This is a genomic window from Kitasatospora sp. NPDC048239, from assembly GCF_043202015.1.
In the GTDB taxonomy this organism is placed as follows: Bacteria; Actinomycetota; Actinomycetes; order Streptomycetales; family Streptomycetaceae; genus Kitasatospora.
This window is the reverse complement of sequence record NZ_JBICZP010000002.1, coordinates 214,708-238,336: the sequence shown is the minus strand read 5'-3', so window position 1 is coordinate 238,336 and position 23,629 is coordinate 214,708. Positions and strand designations below refer to the sequence as shown.

Annotated in this window: 29 protein-coding genes; 20 read left to right on the top strand and 9 right to left on the bottom strand. The window is 71.8% G+C overall.

All coding sequences use genetic code 11. The features are described 5' to 3' along the window. Positions 1-31 precede the first annotated feature (31 nt). From ACGFZP_RS05095 to ACGFZP_RS05030, 14 genes are all read left to right on the top strand, one after another. The gene (locus ACGFZP_RS05095) at positions 32-316 is read left to right on the top strand and encodes a hypothetical protein (protein ID WP_392928712.1); all 285 of its coding nucleotides are present in this window, start codon (positions 32-34) and stop codon (positions 314-316) included. Next, positions 309-3,953, top strand: coding sequence for a phage tail tape measure protein (locus ACGFZP_RS05090; protein ID WP_392928710.1), 3,645 nt, complete (start codon positions 309-311; stop codon positions 3,951-3,953). The genes ACGFZP_RS05095 and ACGFZP_RS05090 overlap by 8 nt, the downstream gene beginning before the upstream one ends. 13 nt (positions 3,954-3,966) lie before the next feature. After that, positions 3,967-4,836 carry a phage distal tail protein gene (locus tag ACGFZP_RS05085; protein ID WP_392928708.1) on the top strand — a complete coding sequence of 290 codons (870 nt, stop codon included), beginning with the start codon at positions 3,967-3,969 and terminating at the stop codon, positions 4,834-4,836. A 15-nt stretch (positions 4,837-4,851) separates the two neighbouring features. Next, a complete protein-coding gene (locus tag ACGFZP_RS05080) occupies positions 4,852-5,898 on the top strand; it encodes a hypothetical protein (protein WP_392928706.1) in 1,047 nt (348 codons plus the stop codon). Then, positions 5,868-6,983 carry a hypothetical protein gene (locus ACGFZP_RS05075; RefSeq protein WP_392928703.1) on the top strand — a complete coding sequence of 372 codons (1,116 nt, stop codon included), beginning with the start codon at positions 5,868-5,870 and terminating at the stop codon, positions 6,981-6,983. The genes ACGFZP_RS05080 and ACGFZP_RS05075 overlap by 31 nt, the downstream gene beginning before the upstream one ends. Further along, complete coding sequence (locus ACGFZP_RS05070; RefSeq protein ID WP_392928701.1) at positions 6,983-7,444, top strand: hypothetical protein; 462 nt, start codon at positions 6,983-6,985, stop codon at positions 7,442-7,444. Before ACGFZP_RS05075 ends, ACGFZP_RS05070 begins: the two co-directional genes overlap by 1 nt. A 9-nt stretch (positions 7,445-7,453) precedes the next feature. Next, the gene (locus ACGFZP_RS05065) at positions 7,454-7,831 is read left to right on the top strand and encodes a hypothetical protein (protein WP_392928698.1); all 378 of its coding nucleotides are present in this window, start codon (positions 7,454-7,456) and stop codon (positions 7,829-7,831) included. 86 nt (positions 7,832-7,917) lie between these two features. Further along, entirely contained in the window at positions 7,918-8,520 is a 603-nt protein-coding gene (locus ACGFZP_RS05060; RefSeq protein WP_392928696.1) for an N-acetylmuramoyl-L-alanine amidase, read from the top strand. Between the two features lie 2 nt (positions 8,521-8,522). After that, on the top strand, positions 8,523-8,750 hold the full coding sequence (locus ACGFZP_RS05055) for a hypothetical protein (RefSeq protein WP_392928694.1): 228 nt from the start codon (positions 8,523-8,525) through the stop codon (positions 8,748-8,750). 10 nt (positions 8,751-8,760) lie between these two features. Continuing rightward, on the top strand, positions 8,761-9,027 hold the full coding sequence (locus tag ACGFZP_RS05050; RefSeq protein ID WP_392928692.1) for a hypothetical protein: 267 nt from the start codon (positions 8,761-8,763) through the stop codon (positions 9,025-9,027). Between the two features lie 26 nt (positions 9,028-9,053). Next, positions 9,054-9,278, top strand: coding sequence for a hypothetical protein (locus ACGFZP_RS05045; protein ID WP_392928690.1), 225 nt, complete (start codon positions 9,054-9,056; stop codon positions 9,276-9,278). Positions 9,279-9,453: 175 nt separating this feature from the next. Continuing rightward, a complete protein-coding gene (locus ACGFZP_RS05040; protein ID WP_392928688.1) occupies positions 9,454-10,677 on the top strand; it encodes a helix-turn-helix domain-containing protein in 1,224 nt (407 codons plus the stop codon). A gap of 108 nt (positions 10,678-10,785) precedes the next feature. Then, entirely contained in the window at positions 10,786-11,262 is a 477-nt protein-coding gene (locus ACGFZP_RS05035) for a hypothetical protein (protein ID WP_392928686.1), read from the top strand. After that, positions 11,259-11,435 carry a hypothetical protein gene (locus ACGFZP_RS05030; protein WP_392928684.1) on the top strand — a complete coding sequence of 59 codons (177 nt, stop codon included), beginning with the start codon at positions 11,259-11,261 and terminating at the stop codon, positions 11,433-11,435. The genes ACGFZP_RS05035 and ACGFZP_RS05030 overlap by 4 nt, the downstream gene beginning before the upstream one ends. A 548-nt stretch (positions 11,436-11,983) precedes the next feature. Here the strand turns inward: ACGFZP_RS05030 and ACGFZP_RS05025 are convergent. Continuing rightward, positions 11,984-12,226, bottom strand: coding sequence for a helix-turn-helix domain-containing protein (locus tag ACGFZP_RS05025; protein ID WP_392928682.1), 243 nt, complete (start codon positions 12,224-12,226; stop codon positions 11,984-11,986). 75 nt (positions 12,227-12,301) lie between these two features. On the opposite strand from ACGFZP_RS05025, the gene ACGFZP_RS05020 reads away from it, so the two are divergent. Then, positions 12,302-12,598: a hypothetical protein gene (locus ACGFZP_RS05020; protein ID WP_392928679.1), complete on the top strand. Its 297-nt coding sequence runs from the start codon at positions 12,302-12,304 to the stop codon at positions 12,596-12,598. Here the strand turns inward: ACGFZP_RS05020 and ACGFZP_RS05015 are convergent. Continuing rightward, positions 12,595-13,560: a hypothetical protein gene (locus ACGFZP_RS05015; RefSeq protein ID WP_392928677.1), complete on the bottom strand. Its 966-nt coding sequence runs from the start codon at positions 13,558-13,560 to the stop codon at positions 12,595-12,597. The two genes, ACGFZP_RS05020 and ACGFZP_RS05015, sit on opposite strands and share 4 nt — an antisense overlap. 161 nt (positions 13,561-13,721) lie before the next feature. Between ACGFZP_RS05015 and ACGFZP_RS05010 the strand changes: the two genes are divergently transcribed. Further along, positions 13,722-13,925: a hypothetical protein gene (locus ACGFZP_RS05010; RefSeq protein WP_392928675.1), complete on the top strand. Its 204-nt coding sequence runs from the start codon at positions 13,722-13,724 to the stop codon at positions 13,923-13,925. A 320-nt stretch (positions 13,926-14,245) separates the two neighbouring features. Here the strand turns inward: ACGFZP_RS05010 and ACGFZP_RS05005 are convergent, their stop codons facing one another. Together ACGFZP_RS05005 and mca are read right to left on the bottom strand one after the other, a co-directional pair. Beyond that, entirely contained in the window at positions 14,246-14,461 is a 216-nt protein-coding gene (locus ACGFZP_RS05005) for a hypothetical protein (RefSeq protein ID WP_392928673.1), read from the bottom strand. A 48-nt stretch (positions 14,462-14,509) separates the two neighbouring features. After that, positions 14,510-15,415, bottom strand: coding sequence for a mycothiol conjugate amidase Mca (gene mca / locus ACGFZP_RS05000; protein WP_392928670.1), 906 nt, complete (start codon positions 15,413-15,415; stop codon positions 14,510-14,512). A 240-nt stretch (positions 15,416-15,655) separates the two neighbouring features. Between mca and ACGFZP_RS04995 the strand changes: the two genes are divergently transcribed. Both ACGFZP_RS04995 and greA read left to right on the top strand, forming a co-directional pair. Then, positions 15,656-16,069, top strand: coding sequence for a DUF4307 domain-containing protein (locus ACGFZP_RS04995; RefSeq protein ID WP_392928668.1), 414 nt, complete (start codon positions 15,656-15,658; stop codon positions 16,067-16,069). Between the two features lie 361 nt (positions 16,070-16,430). Continuing rightward, entirely contained in the window at positions 16,431-16,931 is a 501-nt protein-coding gene (greA, locus tag ACGFZP_RS04990) for a transcription elongation factor GreA (protein ID WP_387944600.1), read from the top strand. A gap of 72 nt (positions 16,932-17,003) precedes the next feature. On the opposite strand, the gene ACGFZP_RS04985 is transcribed toward greA, so the two are convergent. From ACGFZP_RS04985 to ilvA, 3 genes are all read right to left on the bottom strand, one after another. Continuing rightward, a complete protein-coding gene (locus ACGFZP_RS04985) occupies positions 17,004-17,861 on the bottom strand; it encodes an ABC transporter permease (RefSeq protein WP_392928666.1) in 858 nt (285 codons plus the stop codon). 1 nt (position 17,862) lies between these two features. Continuing rightward, positions 17,863-18,924, bottom strand: coding sequence for an ATP-binding cassette domain-containing protein (locus ACGFZP_RS04980; protein ID WP_392928663.1), 1,062 nt, complete (start codon positions 18,922-18,924; stop codon positions 17,863-17,865). Positions 18,925-19,180: 256 nt separating this feature from the next. Beyond that, on the bottom strand, positions 19,181-20,392 hold the full coding sequence (ilvA, locus tag ACGFZP_RS04975; RefSeq protein WP_392928660.1) for a threonine ammonia-lyase: 1,212 nt from the start codon (positions 20,390-20,392) through the stop codon (positions 19,181-19,183). Between the two features lie 122 nt (positions 20,393-20,514). Between ilvA and ACGFZP_RS04970 the strand changes: the two genes are divergently transcribed. Continuing rightward, entirely contained in the window at positions 20,515-21,021 is a 507-nt protein-coding gene (locus ACGFZP_RS04970) for a MarR family winged helix-turn-helix transcriptional regulator (protein ID WP_392928658.1), read from the top strand. On the opposite strand, the gene ACGFZP_RS04965 is transcribed toward ACGFZP_RS04970, so the two are convergent. Continuing rightward, positions 21,018-22,172: a cystathionine gamma-synthase gene (locus ACGFZP_RS04965; RefSeq protein ID WP_392928656.1), complete on the bottom strand. Its 1,155-nt coding sequence runs from the start codon at positions 22,170-22,172 to the stop codon at positions 21,018-21,020. The genes ACGFZP_RS04970 and ACGFZP_RS04965 overlap by 4 nt on opposite strands. 142 nt (positions 22,173-22,314) lie before the next feature. On the opposite strand from ACGFZP_RS04965, the gene msrA reads away from it, so the two are divergent. Next, the gene (gene msrA, locus ACGFZP_RS04960; protein WP_392928653.1) at positions 22,315-22,980 is read left to right on the top strand and encodes a peptide-methionine (S)-S-oxide reductase MsrA; all 666 of its coding nucleotides are present in this window, start codon (positions 22,315-22,317) and stop codon (positions 22,978-22,980) included. 58 nt (positions 22,981-23,038) lie between these two features. On the opposite strand, the gene ACGFZP_RS04955 is transcribed toward msrA, so the two are convergent. After that, positions 23,039-23,527: a DUF1203 domain-containing protein gene (locus ACGFZP_RS04955; protein WP_392928651.1), complete on the bottom strand. Its 489-nt coding sequence runs from the start codon at positions 23,525-23,527 to the stop codon at positions 23,039-23,041. Positions 23,528-23,629: the final 102 nt, after the last annotated feature.

Below are 23,629 nucleotides of genomic sequence, written 5' to 3'. Positions count from 1 at the left end.
GGCCGCCCGCGCCTGGGGTGTGCCGCGGTCGGTGTTCTTGGGCCGGCCGCTGCCCGGGCCCGGCGAGGTGCTGTGGACGGACGACGACCGGGCGTGGGCGCTCGCCTTGCTCGCCGTCGAGGCTGAAACGTGCTCCGGCTGTGGCCACCCGCTCGCCGACACCCTCGACGGCGACCTTGAAGAGGCCTGGAAGGCCGAGGCCTTGAAGTGTCACGCCTGCGCAACCGCAGCACGGCACATCGACGGCTGGCGCGACGCCGGCGGCGACACCCGCGGCGCCCAAGTGCGCGTGACCCGGAGGGAGAGCCATGGCTGACCGCACGGTGAACGTTCGGCTCGACCTCAACACGAGCGGCTTCCGGCGCGGTGCAACGCAGGCCGAGCAGGACACCCGGCGCCTGGCGGCCGCCGCGACCGCCTCGGCGGACCAGACCGAGCGGAGCTTCAACAGCGCGTTCCGGGAGACGTCGGCGGCAGCGACGGCGGCCCAGCGCAGCCAGCAGGCCGCGTTCGAGCGCACCGCGGCGGCCGCGGTCTCCGCGTCCCGGGTCACCGCCGAAGCGGGCCAGGCCGCGGCGGCCGCCACCCAGCGCGTCGCGGCGTCCGCGGCCGACATCCCCGCGACCTTCACCGCGGCCGGCACCTCCGCGTCCCGGTCGCTCACCGAGATCTCCACCTCGGCGCTCGGCGCGTCCCAGGCACTGGACCGAACAGATGTCGCCGCGGTGAACCTGTCGGCGGAGGCGTCGGCGGCCCTCGGCCGGCTCGCCGCGAGCGCCCGCTCGTCGATGGGCGAAGTCGCGGCGTCCACTCCACCTGCGGCGACCGCGACTCAGCGCGTGGCCGTCGCCGCCGGGGAGATCTCGGCCGCGTTCCGTGTCGCCGGTACGGCCGCCACCAGCTCTCTGGCTCAGGTGATGGCGGCCAGCACCCGCTCGGCCCTGGCGCTCGCCCAGGTATCAACGGCCGTCACCGCCACCAGTCTCGCGGCGACGAGCGGCCTGTCCGTGGCCTCCCGCGTCGCGGTCGCGGAGGCGGCTGCCGCGGTCGGTGTGGTGTCGGCGGAGGCCACCGCCGCGCAGGCCACGATGCTCGGCCGGGCCAGGGCGGCGACCGCCGCATGGTCCGCGTCGGTGCGCGCGCAGGCGGCGGCTACCTCGGCCGCGATGGTCGCCAGCGCGGAGCGGTCCGAGACCGCGTGGAAGGCCGTGCGGATGGGCGGCATCGCCCTGATCGCGGTCTTTGCCGCGGCGGTTGTCGCTGCGGCCCGTTTCGAGCAGGCCATGAGCGTGGTCGGCGCCGCATCGGGTGCGACGGGCAAGGACCTGGAGGCCCTGCGAAAGAGCGCGCTTGAGGCCGGCCAGGCGACCGTGTACTCCGCGCGGGAGGCGGCCGAGGCCGAGGTCGAGCTGGCCCGTGCGGGCATCTCGACGGCGGATATCGTCGGCGGCGCCCTGCGCGGCGCACTGGACTTGGCCGCGTCCGGCCAGCTCGACCTCGGTGAGAGTGCTGTAATTGCCGCGCAGGCGATGAATGCTTTCAATTTGCGCGGCGCGCAGGTTGGACATATTGCGGATGTCATTTCCGCTGGCGCCGGAAAATCGGCGACAAATGTTCACGATATGGGTTTTGCTTTCAAAATGTCGGCGCTTGTCGCGCAACAGACTGGCCTCACACTGGAGGACACGGTCGGCGTTCTGTCGCTTTTCGCGCAAAATGCCCTGACCGGTAGCGATGCGGGCACCAGTTTCAAGGTGATGCTGCAGCGACTCACTCCGCAGTCCGCTGAGTCGGCCGCGATGATGCAGCAGGTCGGCCTCAGCGCCTATGACGCAAAGGGCCAGTTCGTAGGCGTCACCGAGTTGGCCCGCAGAATGGCCACCGCCTTCGGCGATTTGACGCCCGAGGCTCGCAACGCGGCACTCGGCGTGATTTTTGGAAGCGATGCCGTTCGCGCCGCAACCATTCTCTATCGGGCTGGCGAACAACAGGTCCGCGGCTGGATCGGCGCCGTCGATGACGAGGGTTTCGCGACCCGAACCGCCGCCCAGCAGACCAACAACCTGATCGGTGACCTGGAGCGCCTCAAGGGCACACTGGAGACCGCGTTGATCGAATCGGGAGCCGGTGCGACATCGGTGCTGCGCGACATGGTCAAGGGCATCACGTCCGTGATCGAGGCGTACAGCAACCTGCCCGGCCCGGTGAAGGAGAGCGTCACCGCAGTGGCCGGAATCACCGGCATCCTGACACTCGCCGTCGGAGGGTTCGTCCTCGCGCTTCCGCGCATCGCCGCCTTCCGCACCGCGCTGGTCGAGCTGGCCGTCACCATGCCCCGGCTGGCGGCCGCGGCCTCCGCCACGTCGAGCTTCCTGTTCGGCCCCTGGGGCCTGGCCGTCGGCGGCGCCGTCGCCGCGATGATGCTCTTCTCCAACAGCCACAAGACCGCCAAGATCGACGTCGAGGGGCTGAGCGCGGCCGTCAAGCAGGACAGCGGCATCGTCGGCGCGAACACGAGGGCCTACGCCGTCAACTCCCTGCAGAAGTCGGGCGCCATGGCGGCGGCCAAGGAGCTCGGCGTCAACCTGCACGACCTGACGGACGCGGCGCTCGGCAGCGGCGATGCGTGGAAGGAGGTCCAGGCCCAGATCACCGCCAGCAGCGGCGAGATCTTCAAGGGCGGCCGGAAGGTCGACGACTACACGGGCAAGATCAGCCTGCTGAGGTCGTCCGTCGACACCACGAAGGGCGCCGTAGCGGACGCCGCCGCGGCGATCGCGCAGGAGGGCGAGGCCAGCGGCAAGGCCGCTGCGGGCACCAAGACGCTCGGCGACGAGGCCGAGGCCACCAGTGGCGACCTGAAGAAGACCGAGACGGCGGCTGATCAGCTGTCGAAGACCCTCGCGGGTCTGAACGGCACGAACATCTCGGTCGCTCAGAGCGCGATCGCGTTTCAGAGCGACCTCCAGGGCCTGCGCGACGCGGTCGAGGAGAACGGCGTTCAGCTCGACATCACCTCGGAGAAGGGGCGCGCGGTCAAGGCCGCGGTGCTCGGCGCCGCCGAGGCAGCGACCGCGCACGCCAAGGCGGTTGCGGAGCAGACCGGCGAGGTCGAGGCTGGGACGATCGCTTTCGGCCGGGATGTCGAGGCCCTCAAGGCGACGATGCGGCAGGCAGGGTTCACCCAGCAGCAGATCGACCAGCTGACCATCTCATACGCCACCCTGCCGCCGGTCAAGGAGACCCGGGTCACCGACCCCGGGGCGATCCAGACGATCACGGATCTGGAGGTGCTGCGGGACAGGCTGGCTGCGGTGCCGCCCGGCAAGTCGATCGTCGTCAACGCGCCGACGGCGGACGCCCTCCAGGACCTGAAGACCATCGGGTATGCGGTCGAGAAGCTCCCGAACGGGCAGGTCAAGGTCACCGTCCCGGTGGGCGATGCTTTCGATGGAACGCGCTCAATCCAGCAGGCGATCAACGGCATCAAGGGTAGGGCCGTCGCCATCGACGTCGTTGCGAACTTCCCCGCCGGCCTGCACCGCGCTGGCGACCTGCTGAGCGAGCAGGCGGCGGGCAGCGTCATCCGGTACGCCTCCGGCGGCATCCGCGCGGCCGCTGACGGCCTGTCGACCCGGCAGGCCGGGATCAGCAACCGCCCGATCCTGTGGGCTGAGGCCGGGCCCGAGGCGTACATCCCGCTCTCCCCGGGCCGGCGGGAGCGCTCCATGATGCTCCTCGGCGAGGTCGCCGGGATCTTCGGCCAGCAGCTCATCCCGGCCGGGCCGACCGCCCGGGATCTGATCCCGGCCCGGTCCCTCAGCGGGCCGAGCGCCCCGGCGCCCGGGTCCGGTGGGGGCCGCGGCGACACCACCATCCACCTCTACGGCGCCCACCAGACCAGCGAGGAACAACTCGCCGACCTCGCACGCCGGATGACTTTCATCACCTGAGAGGGGGTGGCCCATGGCCGGCTACGTCCCGGGGCAGGTCCTCGGCCGCACCGTCACGCTCGGCACGCTGCAGCTGGGCCGGGTGGACGCGGCGGGGGTCGCCTGGACCGTCGCCAAGGACGGGCTGAGGGGCTGGGCGGGCGCCGCGGTGCGCACCCAGTACACGGAGCGGCAGGGCGCCCACGGCGTCTGGGCGGGTCCCACCTACCTCGGGGCCCGGGTCATCACCCTGGCGGGCACGATCACCGCGCCGTCCCTCGCCGCCCTCGACGCGGCCGCCGAGCAGCTGTACGCGGCGGCCTCGCTGACCGACACCACCCTGACCGTTGCCGAGACGATCCCCAAACAGGCCACGGTCCGGTGCTCAGGCGAGCCGCTGGTCGACTACGAGACCGACCGGGTCGCCCGGTACTCGGTGATGCTGACCGCCGCCGACCCGCGCCGGTACGCGCTCTACGAGCAGGGCGGGAACACCAAGCTGCCGTCCGGCTCGGGCGGGGTGACGCTGCCGATCACCCTGCCGCTGACCATCGCCGCGGGCAGCAGCTCCGGCACGGTCACCCTCCAGAACCAGGGCACGATCGCCACGTCCCCCAGATTCGTCGTGGGCGGGCCGCTGCCGGGTTTCACGATCCTCGTGCAGTACTCCGACAGCACGGTCCGCCAGCTCACCTACACCGACACCGTGGGCGCGGCCGATGTCCTCATCATCGACACCGGCGCCCGCACCGTGGTCCTCAACGGCACGGTGAGCCGCCGCCGTTACCTGTCCGGACAGTGGCCGGACATCCCGCCCGGCCAGACGGTCACGGTCCAGTGGGTCTCTGCCGGGTCCGACCCTTCCGCCCTCCTGTGGGCGTACGCCCGCTCCGCCTGGAAGTAAGGGAGGACCGACTCCATGGTCTCCACCGACCCGCTCTGGATGCCCTCGCTCAGCTACGACGAGACCGAGCTCCGCAAAATGGACTCCGCCTTCGTTATGGCGGACGGGACCGCACTCGGCTCCCGGGCCGGCATCCGGCCCGGCGACCCCGGGCTCGCCGTCACGCTGGCCGGCACCACGGTCAACGTCAGCGCGGGCACCGCCACCGTGTACCGCTCCGGCCAGGGCGTCTACCGGGCCCAGCTGGCCGCGACGTCCCCGGGCACCCTCGCCGCCGCGAACGCTTCGTTCTCGAGGATCGACCTGGTCTACCTGCGGGTGTGGGATACGTCGGTCGACGCAAGCACCCTGCGCAAGGCTGACACGGTGCTGCTCACCGGGACCGCGTCGGGAAGCCCTGCGGTGCCGTCGCCGGGCGGCACCGAGATCTACATCCCCCTGGCGACGATCAACGTTCCGTCCACGGGCGGCGGCGGCACCGGCGCGGCCACCGTCTCCAGCACGATCCGCCAGATCACCGTCGCCCCGGGCGGCATCCTGCCCGTCTCCAGCACGGCAGACCTGGCGCTGGCCGGCGTCTACGGCGGGCAGGCCCGCTGGAACGGTACTCGGAACGTGGTGGAGTACTGGACCGGCTCGGTGTGGATCGCACCCGGCGACGCGATCGCCTACACCCCGACCTGGACGGCCATCACCACCAACCCGACCCTCGGCAACGGGTCGCTCGCGGCGACCTACACCAAGGTCGGCGGCCTGGTCACCTACCAGGGCAGCCTCGTCCTCGGCTCGACCTCAAACGGGGGCACCGGCATCTGGGCGATGTCACTGCCGCTCCCGCCGGTCACCGGCGTGGCCGGCGTCCGGGGCGTCGCCAGCTACACCAAGCCGGGGGACAACGAATACGTAGGCGTGTCGGTCATCACGCCAGCCAGCACCGTCCTGGGGTTCGTCGTCAAGACTCAGAGCACCTACTTCTTCTCCGACGTGAGCAACACCGGCCCAGTGGCGGCCACGAGCGGCAACACGCTGCTGTGGACGATCCAGTACTGGACCACCAGCTGATGGCGGCCGGGCCGTACGTCCTGAGCTGGTACGCCTGCGACCTGCGGACCGGCGCCGTGGTGGAGGAGCTCCTGGCGCTCGCGCCGACTCAGCCGCTGCAGCGCAGGCTCGGCGCGGCCACCTCCTGCTCGTTCGCCCTCGCGCTGGCCGGTGCGCCGCTGGAGTGGGAGTCGGCAACGGACCAGGGCCGCACCATGCTCGTCGCGACGGACACGGCGAGCGGCCAGCCCGTCTGGCCCGGCCTCACCCTCGTACGCGAGGGCGGATCCGACCCCGTCCTCGACCTGGCGGCCGCCAGCCCCGAGGCATACCTGGACCGGCGCTACCCCGGCGACTACTCCGCCACCGCGACGGACGCCACCACGGTGATGGCCGCTCTCGCCGCGCCGCTCCTGAGCGGCGGCCCGCCCTTCGTCCTGGACACCGCCCTGTCCGGCCTGCTGATCGACTACGCCATCGCCGACACCGAGGACAAGACCGTCCTGTCCTGTCTGCAGGAGATCGCGGCGATGGCCGGCGCCCCCGAGTGGACGATCGACGCCGTGTGGGCGGACGCCGCGCAGACCAGGTTCCAGCTGGTCCTGCGGATCCGCCCGACGATCGGCGTGCAGAGCACCAACCCCGGGGCGGTGTTCGACCTGCCCGGCTGCATCAGCCGCTACCGGCTGACCGAGTCCTACGAGCGAGGCCGCGGCGCGACCCGGGTCATCGCACGCGGCGAGCAGACCGCGGGCGGGCGGGCAACCAGCATGGTGCACACCAACACCGTGCTGACCGCCGCCGGGTGGCCGCTCTGGGAGCACCGGTGGACCCCGGCCGCAGGCCTGGCGGATGCCGGGCAGCTGGAGCGGCACGCGGCCGAGGCGCTCGCCCTGATGGGCACCGGCTCCCGCGCCTGGTCACTCGAGGCGGCCGCGTCCGTGGCGCCGCGCCTGGGCGCCGACTGGGGCCTGGGCGACAGCGTGCACGTGGTCATCGACTTCTCTCCGCGACACCCGCGCGGCGCTGAGGCCGTCGCCCGGGCGTACGCCTGGACGCTCGACCCGGGCGCGGACAGGGTGTCGCCGATCCTGTTGGAGGACTGATGACGACCCGTCACGACCAGCTGCCTGGTGATCCGTCCTCGCTCGCCCGCCGGGTCGCCGACCTCGAGCGGCGGATCGCCGAGCTCCGCGCCCAGGCCGTCGACCTCACGGCGGCCGATGCCCTGCTGCCGCCGCTCGACGCGGATACGACGCGCTGGCCGCAGACCACCTCCGGTAGCTACGTCACCATCTCCCGCTGCTATCAGCTCCGTTGGGGGTCGCAGCTGCGGCTGTGGTTGGCCACCGCGGTCGGCGGCGGTACCACCGGCGCCGTCCGGGTCTTCGTCGACACCACCCAGTTCGGCCCGGTCGTCGCTGCCGGCCAGGCCTTCGATTACACCGGCCCGCTGCCGTCTTCCATTCCCATCGGCGGCCAGTACCAGATCAGCGTCCAGGCGATCCGCTCCTCCGGGGGCGGGATCGTCAGCGCCCAGGCCCAGCTCATCCGCTCGATCATCTGAGGAGACTCCTTGCGCACCGTCGCTACCCTGTCCGCACCCGACGTCACCACCCTCACGCCGTTCCTCGACGGCTACGCGCGGGACGAGTACCGCGCTGGCCGGGCCGGCGCGATGTCGCCCGACCTGTGGGGGACCTTCGGCGAGCTGTGGCTCCTCGCCGTCGCCCGGCCGCTGCGGGACAGCCCGACCATCGAGTGGGTCGTCTACGCGATCACCAGCGAGGAGGACATCCCGGGCTGGCCGTCCCGCGAGGACGACTACAGCGGCGGCATCCGGGAGGCCCGCGACATTGCTCAGCCCCTGGCGGACGCCGGCTGCACCGTGGTGCTCCGCCACTACGCCAACTTGGGCCTGGCCGCGACCATCACCAACGTCGCCCTCGCCTGAGCCCAGGCCCATCCCGCCCCGGCCGCTCGGTCGGGGCTCTCGCACACCTGGAGGCCCCCTTGGCCTGGTACCCCGGGGCTGAGCGCATGGAGCTGCAGCCCGAGTCCGACGACCAACCGGCGATCGTGCCGACGCAGGTCATCTTCCACAGCATCGCCGCGCCGTGGACGCCGCAGCGCATCTACGAGTACTGGCGCGACAGCACCAACCTGGACTGCCACTTCGGGCTCGGATACGACGGCAGCCTCGGCCAGTTCATCGGCACTCAGACCCGCGCCGATGCCAACTTCCGCGCGAACCGGCGCCCGGACGGCACCGGCGCGGTGAGCGTCGAGACGGCGAGCAACGACCGGCATACCGACCCGTGGACGGACGCCCAGGTGGCGGCGCTCATCGGGCTCGGCCTGTGGCTGCACCGTACCCACGGCATCCCGATTCGGGTGTGCCGATCCGACTCGGATCCCGGGTTCGGCTACCACCGCCTGTTCCCGGCCTGGTCGGACGGCGGGACGGCCTGCCCGGGGGACGCCCGGGTGCGGCAGTTCCACGACCTGGTGATGCCCGGCATCGCAGCTGCTGCTGCGGGTGCTCCGGTGCCCACCACTCCGGCGGTGCCCGTACCGCCGGCCCCCACCCCTCTCCCGCGCCGGCGCATCCGCCCGGCGATCTACCGAGCGATCGGAGTCTGACCATGACTCTTTCCATCCCCCGCCCCGAGGGCCTGATCCTCGTCAAGGGCCACCCCCAGCAGGGCGCCGGAACCGAGGTCTTCGGCATCTGGCCGTCTGGGCTCGTCCGGCAGATCACCCCCGCCGAGTACCTGTCCTGGGGCAGCCCGAGGCCGGACCGTGAGATCCCGTACGGCCAGGATGCCGAGTTCCTGCAGCTGGTGGCCTACGACCGCGCCCTGCGCGCCTGAGGAGAGCCGGATGTACGACTTCCTGGTATCCGTCTGGCGGACCGTCGTCCCCACCCTCGTCGGCCTGGTCGGCGCTCAGGCGACCCGGCTGGGCTTCCACGTCGAGGACGCCCAGCTGACCGCCTGGCTGACCGTCGCCTTCAGCACGGTCTACTACGCGGCGTTCCGCAGGCTGGAACAGTTGCGCCCGGGCTGGGGCTGGTTCCTCGGGATAGCTCGGCCGCCGGCCTACGCCCGGCCGGACGCGGACCTCCTCGCCTTGCGGGACCGCCAGTGACCAGCCCTGTCGACCCCGGAGTGTCTGTGGCCCTTGAACTCGCCGAGCTCCGCCGGTCGGTGGATGTCGGCAATGCGAAGACGCAGGGCCAGTTGCAGTTGCTCGTGCAGCGGGGGGACCAGACCGACCGCAAGGTCGACAGCCACGAGACCCGCCTCGACCAGCTGGAACGGAAGGTGTACATCGCGATCGGCGCAGGCAGCTTGCTCGGCACGCTCGGCGGCTACCTTGTCCCGCTCGTCTCCCGCTGAACCACCGCGCCCCCGCCCGGACTCCCGGGCGGGGGCGCTTCGTCGTGTCCAGGGTCAGTGCTGGGGCGGCCAGCCCCAAGTGGCGGGACTGAAACCGACAATTCACACAGAGCCCATACCAGGGCGGTCGCCCGCCGCTTACCCTGCACTCAGGAGACCCAGAGCTGGGGGCAGCATGAACAGCACGATCGGCGAGCGAATCCGCGAGCACCGCAAGATCCGACACCTGACCGTCCGTGAGCTCGCACGACGGGTGGACACCTCGGAGTCGGCCATGGAGAAGTACGAGGCCGGATCCCGGAATCCCGCTCCCGGCATGGTCGTGCGCATCGCGACGGCCCTGTCGATCGGCCCCGAGCGGCTACTCGGCCAGCCCTATGTCAACGGCGCCGAGTCCGAGGACGGAGTGCAAATTGTGATCCCGGCCCTGCGTCGGATCATGCTGACCTACAACAGTCCGGACGACCTGGATGCCGCACCTCGCCCGCTGCCGGTCCTCGCCGCCGAGATGGAGCAGGTCGCACGGATGCGGCAGAACGGCGCCTACGTGCCTATGGCACCGCTGCTGCCCGGACTGCTGTCCGAGCTGACGCACGTGGCGTTCACCTCGGTCGGGCGCGAGCAGGCCCGCGCGTATGGCTGGCTGGCGAGGGGCTACCGCGCAGCGAACAGCCTGAGCCACAAGCTCGGCTACCACGACCTGAGCCTCACAGCCATCGACCGGGTGCACTGGGCTGCGGACCGGTCGGGAGAGCCGCTGCTGCAGGTGACTGCCGCGTACCTGCGCGCGGGCGCCATGCTCCGCACCGGGTCGTTCGCTTCCGCCCGCCGCATCCTGACCGAGCTGGTGGATGAGGTAGAGCGGCTGGCGCCGGAGCAGTGCCACACGAAGGCGCACCTGGCGGTGACCGGCGCCCTGTACCTGAAGCTGGCCATCCTCGAAGCGCGGGACGGCCAGCCGGACCGGTCGGCCCAGTACCTGGCCGAGGCCCGGGTGCTCGCGGCCTGGGTGGGCGGGGACACCGACCACATGGAGCTGTCGTTCGGGCCGAGCAATGTGAGGATCCACGAGATCGCCGGGTTGATCGACACCGGCGACACCGAGCAGGCGCTCGCCCGTCTGCACCAGTGGGGCGAGGAGCAGGGGGCCGAGGAGTGGACGCTGCCGGCCGGGCTGGCGTCCGAGCGGTCGTCGCATCACCACATCGACGTTGCGTCTGCTCGGCTCGCGCAGGGCGATCGCGACCGTGCTTTCCGCTCTCTGAAGCGGGCCCGGGCTGTCGCCCCGAACCATGCCCGCTTCCACCCCACGGTGCGGACCACGGCCGCGACCCTGGTCCGCCTGGACCGCGGCGGCTCTGACGAGGTCGCCAGCTTCGCCAAGTGGGCAGGAGTCTGACGGCCTGTCAATAGTTCGCGGCGGGATTCACTCCTCACACTTTGTGCGGAAACCCGCACTTGCAGGTGGAACGATCCCCTCACTGACCGAGAGTGAGGGGATCGTTCCATGTCGGCACCGCCGCTTGACGCCGCCCGTGCCTGGCTCGCCGCCAGCGACCCGGACACGGGCCACGCCTACCGCTGGTGGGAGCACAACCCGGACGGCGTCGCAATCATGCCCTGCGGCCGGCTCTTCGACGTCGTCGAGATCTATGCCCCACTGACGGACCGCCTGCTCCCGCACCCCTCCGTCACCGGTCCGGTGATCGCGTTCGCGGACACCCGGAAGCTCTACGTCCTGGTGCCCACCGGCACCGCGGATTCCTGGCACGACGACTCCTCTCAATGCTTGGGAGACGGGCATTACCTGGCGGTCCCGGACCCGAGCCGACTCGCCCCCTTGGGCGCCTACTGGGTGCAGGCACCCGACGGGTCCGGACAGCTGACCACCGCGGCGGGACTGCGGTCTGCTATCGACGAGGCCGTCCTCTTGCTGGCCGCCCCGGTCGACGGCTCGCGCACTGGCGCCAAGGAGTCCCTGTGACCGACCCCGACGACAGGTACTACCTGGACACGCGGAGTCCCGAGTGGCGTGCGGCTGTCGCCGGGGTGGACGTGTACCTCGCCAAGCAGCGCGCGCGGCACCAGCTGGCCGCCGAACAGCCCGCCTCCGCCGCGTCCGCCGCGTCCGCCGACGATTCGCCCGACGCCGAGTGAGCGCGGTCGGCGGTGACCGGCCGCGCATGCCGGAGACCATCGGGTACTGCCGGACGTGCGGCACCTACACCCGCGGGCGGCTGTACCGGACCGTGGACGAGCGGCGAGAGCTGGTGAGCGGCCACTGCCCCGACCCGAAGGCGCGGCGTCCTCAGGGACGACAGCAGTGCTGAATCGGCCACGGGCCCCTGCCAGCCGCGCCACGATGGGTGGTCCGGCCACCCGGGCCGCACCACAGAGAGGCCAGCCGATGAGCAACGTCATCCCCCCGGACCGCCAGGGCCGGTACCCCGGCCGTCGTCGCGGAGCTGCCGCGCCGACCCGGACGAAGTTCCACCCCCCCATGCCGCCGCCGGACCAGATCCCGGCGGAAGAGATTGAGGAGGACGACGTGGCTCAGAAAGACCCCAGTGGGGGTAGCGGTGGGATCGGCGGCCCGAAGGCGCCGCCGGCTGGCCCCAGCAGTCCGCCGCCGCCCACTCCGCCGCCGACCGAATAGCGGCACGCGCTCCCTGGCCGGCCGTACTGCGGGCGCGGTCGGCCAGGGCCTACTCGTCCCGCAGGAGTCGCCAGGGTGGTACGCCGAGAGCGCGCGCGATCGCGGCGAGCTGATCGAGCGTCGCAGCGACCGTCCCGTGTTCGATCCGGCCGATCGTGCGGCGGTCCATTCCGGAGTGCTCGCCGAGCTCTTCCTGGCTGAGGCCGGCCTGGAGCCGGAAGGATAGGGCGCGCGCACCGACCTCGTGGCGGACGTCCTGTTGGTAGGTGCTGGGGGTGGATCTCGGCGGCACCCCTTGACGCTGACCGGCCGGTGATCAAAAGTCTGTACCGATACAACGCCACTATACGAAGGCTTGTTCGATATCATGCCTGTCGCAACCCGGGGGGACCTGATCCGGGAGCACGCCCTGAGCTCGACCTACACCCTCACCATCGACGGCCTCGCCGACCCCAGTTCCCATGCCACCCTCCAGGGCGCGATCGACGCCCTGGCTGAGGCCATCCGGTCTGCCCCTATTCGACCGGACCGCTCCGAGGCGTACCTGTGGCTGATCTCCGCCGACGGAGGTGCCGACCGCGTGCTCGACTTCATCCAGCAGGACGGCCGATTCCAGCTCCGCTTCATCGCGGCTGGACGCCGCTACACCGCGGTCATCCGCTAGCGCTGCAGCTCCCGCTTCGCCCACCAGTACAGGAGCTGGGACTGAGTCCGGCAGCCGGTTGCCGCCCGCAGGTCGGCGAGCTTCCCCTGTACGGTCCGCTTCGACATCCCGAGCTCCTCAGCTACCTCGTCCTGCTCCAGTCCCCGGGCAAGGCAGCGCAGAATGGCCACGTGGACCGCCCTCAGCTCGGCCTCGGACGCGCCGTCCCAGGGCTCAGCGTGCAGCCAGTCCCGCTCGAACGACGCCACGGCCAGGCCGACCGCCAGCTCGGATGTGATGACGGCCGCCTGGTCGGGGGCGCTCGCCTCCAGGCTCCATGGGTCGAGGATCGGCACGACGGCGGCCCGCCTGTCCACGATGATCATGCGGCCGAACGTCGCCCCGGTGCGGATTTCGGCGCCCTGCTCGGTCATGGTGAGTGCCCAGCGCCCGGTCGGCGCGTCCGACCGGACGGACGGCAGGTAAATCGTGCGCATGCGCGCCCCCCTCTTCAACACGCCCAGGTCGCGCTGATAAGAGATCGCGAGCAGCTCAGCCGGCCTAGGCCCGGTGGGCTGCGCGGTGAGCAGTTCCCGGGTGCAGCCGTTGACGAGGGCCTCCAGCCGCTCGTTGATGGCGCGCAGACCGGTCAGGACCTCGACACCGCCGACGGTCTGGCCCGCCGTGGCCGCCCGATAGGCAGACGCCAGGTCGGCGAGATGGTGAGGCATCACCTGGGCCTCGGCAAGCATGTCGCCGGCCGTTCGAATGAGCTCGGCCTGGCGCGCCCTGGCCACAGCGTCGGCGTCGAGCGCTCGAACGTGGCCGGGGCGGTCAGGATCCGGCGCGATGAGACCGGCTCGCTCCAGCTCGTCCCGATCGGGACCGACCTTGGCGGTCCCTTTGCCCGAGAGGAGCTGCAAGTAGAGGCGTCGACTTGCGGCTTTGAGCAGCGGCCGAGCTGACGTAATGTCCGATTCCATCCGTTTGCCCCAGATGAATAGGCGTCAGGTTTGCGCATAGGCGCAACATCTGCAGCGTACCTGGCGAATCACTTGATTCGGATTCGAACGGCGAGCACTCTAGATCCAGAGGGAGCGCGCCCCTCCACTTCACGGGATGAGCACACATCGAAGGGTGCCGTATGCCTCGCAAGAGCCTCCGCTGTGCCGCCGCGGCTGCCGCCCTCGGCGCTGCCCTCACCGCCGGGCTGGCCGTCGCCGCCCCGTCGACGCCGGCCCCGGTCGACCGGGTCGCCGACTCCGTCTGGGGCGCCGTTGCGCCCGAGCCGACTCCGACCGCCACCCCGTCGTCCACGGCCACCCTGGCCGACTCCGTCTGGGGCTGACGGAACCAGCGGGCGCCCGCCGCTTCGGCGACCGCCCGCGACCCCCCAGCTCCCACCGTGCAGTGCCCGCTTGCATCGGGCGCTGATCGGCGGGCCCCTGGACCAGTAGGAGACCCTCGAAGTGCTGGGAGGCATCCGGAATCCTACTGGCCCCCGAAGCCGCCCCGTACCCCCCGCTTGGGGGGTGCGGGGCGGCTCTCGTGTGAGGAAACCTGGGGAGTTCTGAGGGAGTGAACCGCCCCGGAGGGAGCGCCCGGGGAGGTTTTCAATGAGGACCCGTGAGGACCGATGAGGAAATATGAGGAAAGCGAAAGCCCAGGTCAGCTACCCGCTTGAGCCTCTCCCGGGGTTCCGTTGCTGGCCTCCGGCTCCTCGACGAAGTTCACGCGCTTGAACTGCTTGTTCATGGACTTGACCAGGAACCACGTGGCGACGCCGAGGGCGGCGAAGACCACGAAGCCCAGGAGGCCCGGGGTCACCTTCTCGTCGGGGACGAGGTCGGCGGCGAGGCTGGTGAGGTTCACGGGGGTGCTCATCTCTCCATGGTGGCCCGGCTCACGGGGAGCCGGGCCACCGGGGGTGGGTCAGTCGCGCGTGTCGGCGGCCTCGGCCGCCAGGCTGGGGGTGCGCAGGCCGGCGAACAGGTCGTCCTCCGGCAGGTCGGCGTCGATCAGGGTGCGGGCCAGCTCGTAGTCCTCGGTCGGCCAGACCTCGCGCTGGACCTCCAGCGGGACGCGGAACCACGGCCCGTCCGGGTCGATCTGGGTGGCGTGCGCGATCAGCGCGCGGTCCCGGGTCTCGAACCAGTCGTCGCAGCGGACCCGGGTGGTGATCTCGCGCTCCTTGCGGCCGCTCTTCTCCCAGCCCTCGATCCACTCGCCGTAGGGCGACTCGTGGCCGTTCTCGCTGAGGTACGTGTGCAGCGCGCGGATGCGGCCCATCGGGAAGCCGTGGTTGTAGTAGAGCTTCAGCGGCTGCCAGGGCTCGCCGGCCTCCGGGTAGGCGTCCGGGTCCCCGGCGGCGTCGAAGGCCAGCATGGTGATCTTGTGGGTCATGATGTGGTCGGGGTGCGGGTAGCCGCCGTTCTCGTCGTAGGTCGTGATGACCTGCGGCTTGAACTCCCGGATCAGCCGGACCAGCGGCTCGGCCGCCTCCTTGACGTCCTTCAGTCCGAAACAGCCCTCGGGCAGCGGGGGCAGCGGGTCCCCCTCCGGCAGGCCGGAGTCGACGAACCCCAGCCAGGCCTGCTTGACCCCGAGGATCGCGCGGGCCTCGTCCATCTCCTTGCGCCGGACCTCGTGGATGTTCTCCTCGATCTCCGGACGCCCCTGCAGCTTCGGGTTGAGGACCGACCCGCGCTCCCCCCCGGTGCAGGTTGCCACCAGTACGTCCACCCCCTGCTCGACGTACATGGCCATGGTCGCCGCGCCCTTGCTGGACTCGTCGTCCGGGTGGGCGTGCACCGCCATCAGTCGCAACTGCTCAGTCAACGCCTGCGTTCCTTCCACCAATGTCCGGGCCTGCCGTCGCTCCGGCCTGCCCATCGTCCCAGCCGCTCGGTTCGGGGACCGCGTCGCCGCGGGACCGGCCACCGGAGATGCCACCGACACGGCCGAGCCCCGCCCCCGCCGAACCGGCCGCGGGCGTGCCCCTCCTATAGTGACGGACTGGAGGAGCCTTACATTCCCCCGCACCACCCTGGCGGCCCTCCGAGGAGAGGACTGAGCCCGATGAGCGCAGGTACCACCGCCCCGCAGTTGCCCGAGGGCCGCTACGGCCGGCGCAGCGACCGCGAGGCGGACCGGCGGCTCAAGGTGGTGGGCGCGGTCGTCGCCGTCCTGGCGCTCGGCCTGGTGGCCTGGCTGGGCGGCTCGTACCTGATCCGCGAGACCACCATCAACGGCAGCGTCCCGACCTTCCAGGCGGTCTCGGACTCCGAGGTGAAGCTGCACCTGGCCGTCCGCAAGAGCGACGGCACCGCGGGCAGCTGTACCGTCCGCTCGCAGAGCGCGGACGGCGCGGTGGTCGGGGTGGCCGACTTCCCCGTCCCGGCCGAGCACGACAGCTACGACGCCTGGGTGAGCCTGCGGACCACCGCTCGCGGCACCACCGCCGAGCTGCTGGGATGCACCCCGGCCAAGTAGCCCGCCGCGGCCCCGGAAGGCAGCCCGCCCCGGGCCCGGACAACTGGCAGGCCGCGCGTCCCGGCCGGGTATTCGGTGGCGGTTGCGGCCCGCCCCGGCGCATATTCGATCCGGGGAGCGGGAATCGGTTCAGGAAGTCCGACCCGCCCGTCCTGTACACCTTGGCGCAATGCCGTCGTCAATGGCACGCCAACGACTCTCCCGCTTGTCGGCGGGAGTTGTTAGGCTCGTGGTTTCGCCCCTCTCGCACCGGATGGTACGGGAGCGGGCGTTGCTTTGTAGTTAAGACCGATATCACCACCACACCCCCTGCTGACGACTCACACCCTCAGCACAGCCCCAGCACCTACGAGGAGCACCCGTGACCCAGACCAGCGACCACGTGACCTGGCTCACTCAGTCCGGCTACGACCAGCTCAAGGCCGAGCTGGAGCATCTGACCGGCCCCTGGCGCATCGAGATCGCCCAGAAGATCGAGGCGGCGCGCGAAGAGGGTGACCTCAAGGAGAACGCCGGCTACCACGCCGCCAAGGAGGAGCAGGGCAAGTACGAGCTGCGCATCCGCCAGCTCACCCAGCTCCTGGAGCGCGCGAAGGTCGGCGAGGCCCCGGCGGACTCGGGTGTGGTGGCCCCGGGCATGGTCGTCACGGTCGCCTTCGACGGCGACGAGGACGACACCATGACCTTCCTGCTGGGCTCGCGCGAGATGGCCGGCGGCGCCGACCTGAACATCTACTCCCCGCAGTCCCCGCTGGGCCGCTCCATCGACGGCAAGGCGATCGGCGACGACGCCAGCTACGAGCTGCCGAACGGCAAGCAGGCCTCGGTCAAGATCATCGAGGTCAAGCCGCACGCCGGCTGACCCGCGCAGAACCGACGAGGGCGGCCGTGGAGGGATCCACGGCCGCCCTCGCGCGTGCCCGCGCCGGGCCGGTCAGCCCGAGGCCGAGCGGTACTTGCGCACCGACAGCCAGGAGAACACCGCGGTGATCACCAGCGACCAGAGCACCGACACCAGTACCGCGTGCTGCATCGGCCAGGCGCTGTCCACCGGGCCGACCTGGTTGCCGAACAGGTCGCGGCAGGCCTGCACGGTGGCGCTGAACGGGTTCCAGTAGGCGATCCCCTGGAGCCAGCCCGGCATGCTGCTGATCGGCACGAAGGCGTTGGAGATGAACGTCAGCGGGAAGAGCCAGATCAGCCCCGCCGAGGTGGCCGCCTCCGGGCTGCGCACCGAGAGGCCGATCAGCGCGCCGATCCAGGAGAAGGCGTAGCCGAGCAGGAGCAGCAGCGCGAACGCGCCCAGCGCCTTCGGCACGCCGTTGTGGATCCGCCAGCCGACCAGCAGCGCGACCACCGCCAGCACCACCAGGGTGAACGCCGTCTGGCAGAGGTCCGCGAGGGTGCGGCCGACCAGCACCGCCGAGCGGGCCATCGGCAGCGAGCGGAACCGGTCGACCAGGCCCTTGGTCATGTCCTCCGCGATGCCGGCGGAGGCGCCGGCCGTGGCGAAGGTGACCGTCTGGGCGAAGATGCCGGCCATCAGGAACTGGATGTACGTGGACGAGCTGGCCTGCGTCCCCGGGATCTGGATGGCCCCGCCCATGACGTACGAGAACAGCAGCACGAACATCACCGGCTGCATGAGGCCGAAGACCACGATCTCGGGGATCCTGGTCATCCGGCGCAGGTTGCGCTTGGCGACCACCCAGGAGTCGTGCAGGGTGGCGGCCACCCCCCGGCGCTGCTTGGGGATCGCCCCGCCGATGGCGTGCTCGGTGGCGGTCGTCATCTCACAGCTCCTTGCCGGCCGGGACGGCCTGCTTGTCCGGGCCCCGGCCGTCGTCGTCGCCCGACCCGCCCCGGCCGTGCCCGCGGCCCCTCCCCTTGCCCGCGGCGCCCTCCTCCTCCTCGGCCTCCGTGGCGTGGCCGGTGAGCGAGAGGAAGACGTCGTCGAGGGTCGGGCGGCGCAGGCCGATGTCGTCGATCTCGATCGAACGCGAGTCCAGTTCGCGGATCGCGTCGGCGAGCACCCGGGCGCCGCCGCTGACCGGCACGGTGATCCTCCGGGTGTTCTTCTCCACCGCGGCCTCGCCCTTGGCGTACGCGGCCAGTGCGGTGACCGCCTCGGCGACCAGGTCGGCGCGGTGCACCACCACCTCGATCCGCTCACCGCCGATCTGCGCCTTGAGCTGGTCGGCGGTGCCCCGGGCGATCACCCTGCCGTGGTCGACCACGGCGATGTCGTGGGCGAGGCGGTCCGCCTCCTCCAGGTACTGGGTGGTGAGCAACAGGGTGGTGCCCTGCTCGACCAGGGTCTCGATGACCTCCCATAGGGCGAGCCGGTTGCGCGGGTCGAGGCCGGTGGTCGGCTCGTCCAGGAACATCACCGGCGGCCGGACGACCAGGGCGGCGGCCAGGTCGAGCCGGCGGCGCATACCGCCGGAGTAGGTCTTGGCCGTGCGGTCCTTGGCCTCGGCGAGGTTGAACCACTCCAGCAGCTCCAACGCCCGGGCCTTCGCCTCGCGGCTGCTCATCTGGTAGAGCTCGCCGACCATCTGCAGGTTCTCGAAGCCGGTGAGGTACTCGTCGACGGCGGCGTACTGGCCGGAGAGGCCGATCAGGCTGCGGACCCGGTTGGGGTGCTTGAGCACGTCGACCCCGGCCACCACCGCGCGGCCGGAGTCGGGCTGGAGCAGGGTGGTGAGGACGCGCACGGTGGTGGTCTTGCCCGCGCCGTTCGGGCCGAGCAGCCCGAGCACCGTGCCCTCGGGGACGTCGAGGCTGACGCCGTCCAGGGCTCGGACGTCTCCGAAGGTCTTCACCAGGTTCTCGGCTTGGATGGCTGGCGGCATGGGCCTGCCTCATCTCCTCGGACGATATGGGGTGATCTGTCCCACTCTGCCCCGAACACCGGCATGCGGGCGACTCGGTTTCCCGCGCACTCGGACCCGCCCGCCACGAAGAACACGATGTATCGCGAGCCTGACAGCTCGCGATATATCGCGTCAAGGGGTTTATGTGATCCAGGCCACTTCGACCGGGCCGCGGCCTCGCCGACCGACACCGATGCCGACACCGATGCCGCTGCCGCTACCGCTACCGCTACCGCTACCGCGAGACGACGAACCCCGCGTCCCGCAGCTCGCCGACCACCACCGCGCAGTGCTCCGGCCCCTTGGTCTCCAGGTGCAGGTCCACCTCGACCTCGGTCAGGCCCAGCTGCGGGTCGATCCGGACGTGCGCCACGTCCAGCACGTTGGCGTCCACCCGGGTCAGCACCGCGAGCAGGTCCGCCAGCGCGCCCGGCTTGTCCGCCAGCCGCACCCGCAGCGACAGGTAGCGCCCGGCCGCCGCGAGCCCGTGGCGCAGCACCCGCTGCATCAGCTGCGGATCGATGTTGCCGCCGGACAGCACCGCCACCACCGGCCCCTCGAAGGACTCCGGCTGCTCCAGCAGCGCCGCGATCGGGCTGGCCCCGGCGGGCTCCACCACCAGCTTCAGGCGCTCCAGCCCCAGCAGCAGGGCGCGGGAGAGCGAGTCCTCGGAGACCGTCCGGATGCCGTCGGCCAGGGTGTTGACCACCTCGAACGGGATGTCCCCGGGCCGGCCGACCATGATCCCGTCCGCCATCGTCGCGAAGTGCTCCAGCGTCACCGGCCGCCCGGCCGCCAGCGAGGGCGGGTACGCGGCCGCGGCCGCCGCCTGCACCCCGATCACCCGCACGTCCGGGCGCAGCGGCTTGACCGCCGCCGCGATCCCCGCCAGCAGCCCGCCGCCGCCCACCCCCACCAGGATGGTGCGCACCTCGGGGCACTGCTCCAGGATCTCCAGGCCGACGGTGGCCTGGCCGGTGACCACGTCCCAGTGGTCGAACGGGTGGATGAACACCGCGCCGCTCGCGTCCGCGTACCGCTGCGCGGCCTGCAGCGCCTCGTCCACCGTGGCGCCGTGCAACCGGACCTCGGCGCCGTACTCGCGGGTCGCCGCGATCTTGGGCAGCGGCGCGGCCACCGGCATGAAGACGGTCGAGCGGACCCCGAGCAGCGCGGCCGCCAGCGCCACGCCCTGGGCGTGGTTCCCGGCGCTCGCCGCGACCACCCCGCCGGCCCGCTGCACCGGCGACAGCCCCGCGATCCGCACGTACGCCCCGCGCAGCTTGAACGAGCCGGTGCGCTGGAGGTTCTCGCACTTCAGGTGGACCGGTGAACCGATCAGCGCGGAAAGGTGCCGGCTGCCCTCCATCGGCGTCACCCGGGCGACCCCGGCGAGCATCTTCTGGGCGCCGCGGACATCGTCGATGGTGATCGGCCAGCTCTGCATAGCGCCAGCCTACGGCGGTCGTCACCGCCAACCGGGGATGTCGGGACTGTTCCCGGGCCCGCCCCGCGCGCGTACGCTGCTGCTTCTGAGCCTCCCTCACCGCACGACGATCGTGAGCCGCGATGACGACGACCTCGCCCCAGGCCACCGACCGCACCGACCCCGTGCACAGCCAGCTCCAGTACCACCTGGCGGTCTTCGCCCGCCGGATGGAACAGGTCCGGACCTCCGACGGCGTGGGCGCCCTGGACCGGGCCGCCTACCTCCTGCTCGACCGCCTGGAGCGGCACGGGCCCGCCAACATCAAGGCACTCGCCGACGCCCTCGGCGTCGACTCCTCGACCGTCACCCGGCAGGTCGCCCCGCTGGTGGCCTCCGGGCTGGTCGGCCGGGTCCAGGACCCGGCCGACCGCCGCGCGGTACGGCTCGCACTGACCCCGCTCGGCTCCCGCCGACTGGCCGAAGTGCTGGCCGGCCGGGCCGAGTTGGCCCGCCGACTGGTGGCCGACTGGCCGCCCGAGGAGCAGCGCGCGTTCTGCGCGCTGCTGGCCCGCTTCAACGACTCGATGGAGTCCTACGCGGCCGGGCGGACGGGCGACTGGCGCGAGCCGGCCGGCGACCGGACCTAGGCCAGCGCCTGCTGCAGGTCCGCCAGCAGGTCGTCGATCGACTCGATGCCCACCGAGACGCGCACCAGGTCGGCGGGCACCTCCAGGGCGGAGCCGGCCACCGAGGCGTGGGTCATCCGGCCCGGGTGCTCGATCAGCGACTCGACGCCGCCCAGCGACTCGCCGAGGGTGAACAGCCGCGCGCGGTTGCAGACCTCGACCGCCGCCTCCTCGCCGCCGTTGACCCGGAAGGAGACCATGCCGCCGAAGGCCTTCATCTGCTTGGCCGCGATGTCGTGGCCCGGGTGCTCGGGCAGGCCCGGGTACAGCACCTGGCTGACCTTCGGGTGGCCCGCCAGCAGCTCGGCGACCTTCTCCGCGTTGGAGCTGTGGCGGTCCATCCGGACACCGAGGGTCTTGATGCCGCGCAGCACCAGCCAGGCGTCGAACGGGCCGGAGACCGCGCCCATCGCGTTCTGGTGGTACGCGACCTCCTCGCCGAGGCCCGCCTCGGCCAGCACCAGGGCGCCGCCGACCACGTCCGAGTGGCCGCCCATGTACTTGGTGGTGGAGTGCACGACCGCGTCCGCGCCCAGCGCGATCGGCTGCTGCAGGTACGGGCTGGCGAAGGTGTTGTCGACCACCAGCAGCGCGCCGGCGCCGTGCGCGATCTCGGCGAGCGCGGTCAGGTCGGTGATGCCCAGCAGCGGGTTGGACGGGGTCTCCACCCAGACCGCGCGGGTGTTGGGGCGCAGCGCCTCGCGGACGGTCGCCAGGTCCTGGGTGTTGGCGACGGAGAACTCGACACCCCAGCGGGTCAGCACCTTGGCGAAGAGCCGGAAGGTGCCGCCGTAGGCGTCGTTGGGGATCACGATGTGGTCGCCCGGCTTGAGGATGGTGCGCAGCAGGGTGTCCTCGGCGGCGAGGCCGGAGGCGAAGGCGAGGCCGCGGGCGCCGCCCTCCAGCGCCGCGAGGCACTCCTCCAGCGCGGTCCGGGTCGGGTTGGCGCTGCGGCTGTACTCGTATCCGCCCCGCAGGCCGCCCACCCCGTCCTGCTTGTAGGTGGACACCTGGTAGATCGGCGTGACGACGGCCCCGGTCTGGGGGTCTGCTTCCTGACCCGCGTGGATGGCGAGAGTCTCGAAGCCCTGGGGAAGCTGGTGCTCGGTCATGGCTCCGAGCGTAGTGGGCGAATCCGGGAGTGCCTCCCGGAATGCGGCGGCGCCCGGCGGAAAGCCGCCGGGCCCCAGGAATCCGCGGGCGGCCGTTCGCGTTGGAACCTGCACCACCCCTCCCGACCAGCTGGAGCAGGCCGTGCTGTTCAACCGCGACAAGACCTCGTTCGTCCACGCCGACCAGGCGCTGCCCGGCCGGGAGGCGCCGGGCTTCACCCTGCGCGAGCCGCACACCGTGCTCGGCCACCCGCTCACCGGCCCGTACCCCGAGGGGCTGGAGGTGGCCGACTTCGGGCTGGGCTGCTTCTGGGGTGCCGAGCGGACGTTCTGGCGCCTGCCAGGGGTCTGGACGACCCTGGTCGGCTACCAGGGCGGGTACACCCCCAACCCGACGTACGAGGAGGTGTGCAGCGGGCGGACCGGGCACACCGAGGCGGTCCGGGTGGTCTTCGACCCGGCGGTGATCACGTACGAGCGGCTGCTGAAGACCTTCTGGGAGGCGCACGACCCGACGCAGGGCAACCGCCAGGGCAACGACGTGGGCAGCCAGTACCGCTCCGCCGTCTACACCCACTCCCCCGCCCAGGCGGCCGCCGCGGCCGCCACCCGGGAGGCCTTCCAGCCCGCGCTGACCGCGATCGGCCTCGGGTCGATCACCACCGAGATCGCCCCGGCCGGCCCCTTCTACCCCGCCGAGCCGTACCACCAGCAGTACCTGTCGGAGGCCAGGAACCCCAACGGCTACTGCGGCCTCGGCGGCACGGGCGCCAGCTGCCCGATCGGGGTCGCCCGCACCGGGGGCTGACCGGGCACGGCGCCGGCCGCGCGGTCAGCCCCGCCGGGCTTCGTGCCGGAACGCGGCCTCAGCCCCGCCGGACTTCGTGCATGAAGCAGCCGAAGTGCAGCGCGCGGACGTGCACCACGGCGACCTCGGGGTCGGCGAGCAGGGCGGCCGCGCCCGCCTCGGCGGTCTCGGGGGTGACGGTCACGCCGCCCAGGATGTGCCCTCGGCGGTCGTAGGCGCGCAGCACCCGCTCGCCGCCGTGGAACGCGGTCGGCCAGTCGGAGCCCGCGCCGGGGCAGGGCCCGTCGTGGAGGAAGACCGGGCCGAGCTCGTCGTACGGGCCCGGGTCGGCCCCGGTCTCGGCGGCCCAGCGTCGCAGCGGGGCGTAGCCGACGAGGGCGATCCGGTCGCCGGGCAGCGCCCGGCTGAGGCAGCAGCGCAGCGGGGCGCCGCCCTCGTGGTCCACGGACCGCACGGGCGGGCGCCCGGCGTCGTCGCGGACCAGCAGGGTGGCGTGCACGGCCGGGTCGATCGGCCGGACGGTCAGGGCGGGGGCGGTGGTCGTCATGCCCCCAGCCTCCCGCCGAAGCCGCGCCGAGTCCGGCGGGTTTCGGTCGTCGCGTTGGACCCCGCCGGCCGGGCTACCCTCCGGCGGGGTCCAACACAGCGC

Bases quoted from the DNA above. Each gene is read 5' to 3' on its own strand.
- ACGFZP_RS05090 (WP_392928710.1), top strand. From the start codon at position 309: ATGGCTGACCGCACGGTGAACGTTCGGCTCGACCTCAACACGAGCGGC.
- ACGFZP_RS05085 (WP_392928708.1), top strand. From the start codon at position 3,967: ATGGCCGGCTACGTCCCGGGGCAGGTCCTCGGCCGCACCGTCACGCTC.
- ACGFZP_RS05080 (WP_392928706.1), top strand. From the start codon at position 4,852: ATGGTCTCCACCGACCCGCTCTGGATGCCCTCGCTCAGCTACGACGAG.
- ACGFZP_RS05070 (WP_392928701.1), top strand. From the start codon at position 6,983: ATGACGACCCGTCACGACCAGCTGCCTGGTGATCCGTCCTCGCTCGCC.
- ACGFZP_RS05060 (WP_392928696.1), top strand. From the start codon at position 7,918: ATGGAGCTGCAGCCCGAGTCCGACGACCAACCGGCGATCGTGCCGACG.
- ACGFZP_RS05055 (WP_392928694.1), top strand. From the start codon at position 8,523: ATGACTCTTTCCATCCCCCGCCCCGAGGGCCTGATCCTCGTCAAGGGC.
- ACGFZP_RS05050 (WP_392928692.1), top strand. From the start codon at position 8,761: ATGTACGACTTCCTGGTATCCGTCTGGCGGACCGTCGTCCCCACCCTC.
- ACGFZP_RS05040 (WP_392928688.1), top strand. From the start codon at position 9,454: ATGAACAGCACGATCGGCGAGCGAATCCGCGAGCACCGCAAGATCCGA.
- ACGFZP_RS05035 (WP_392928686.1), top strand. From the start codon at position 10,786: ATGTCGGCACCGCCGCTTGACGCCGCCCGTGCCTGGCTCGCCGCCAGC.
- ACGFZP_RS05020 (WP_392928679.1), top strand. From the start codon at position 12,302: ATGCCTGTCGCAACCCGGGGGGACCTGATCCGGGAGCACGCCCTGAGC.
- ACGFZP_RS05015 (WP_392928677.1), bottom strand. From the start codon at position 13,560: ATGGAATCGGACATTACGTCAGCTCGGCCGCTGCTCAAAGCCGCAAGT.
- ACGFZP_RS05010 (WP_392928675.1), top strand. From the start codon at position 13,722: ATGCCTCGCAAGAGCCTCCGCTGTGCCGCCGCGGCTGCCGCCCTCGGC.
- ACGFZP_RS05005 (WP_392928673.1), bottom strand. From the start codon at position 14,461: ATGAGCACCCCCGTGAACCTCACCAGCCTCGCCGCCGACCTCGTCCCC.
- ACGFZP_RS04995 (WP_392928668.1), top strand. From the start codon at position 15,656: ATGAGCGCAGGTACCACCGCCCCGCAGTTGCCCGAGGGCCGCTACGGC.
- ACGFZP_RS04985 (WP_392928666.1), bottom strand. From the start codon at position 17,861: ATGACGACCGCCACCGAGCACGCCATCGGCGGGGCGATCCCCAAGCAG.
- ACGFZP_RS04980 (WP_392928663.1), bottom strand. From the start codon at position 18,924: ATGCCGCCAGCCATCCAAGCCGAGAACCTGGTGAAGACCTTCGGAGAC.
- ilvA (WP_392928660.1), bottom strand. From the start codon at position 20,392: ATGCAGAGCTGGCCGATCACCATCGACGATGTCCGCGGCGCCCAGAAG.
- ACGFZP_RS04970 (WP_392928658.1), top strand. From the start codon at position 20,515: ATGACGACGACCTCGCCCCAGGCCACCGACCGCACCGACCCCGTGCAC.
- ACGFZP_RS04965 (WP_392928656.1), bottom strand. From the start codon at position 22,172: ATGACCGAGCACCAGCTTCCCCAGGGCTTCGAGACTCTCGCCATCCAC.
- ACGFZP_RS04955 (WP_392928651.1), bottom strand. From the start codon at position 23,527: ATGACGACCACCGCCCCCGCCCTGACCGTCCGGCCGATCGACCCGGCC.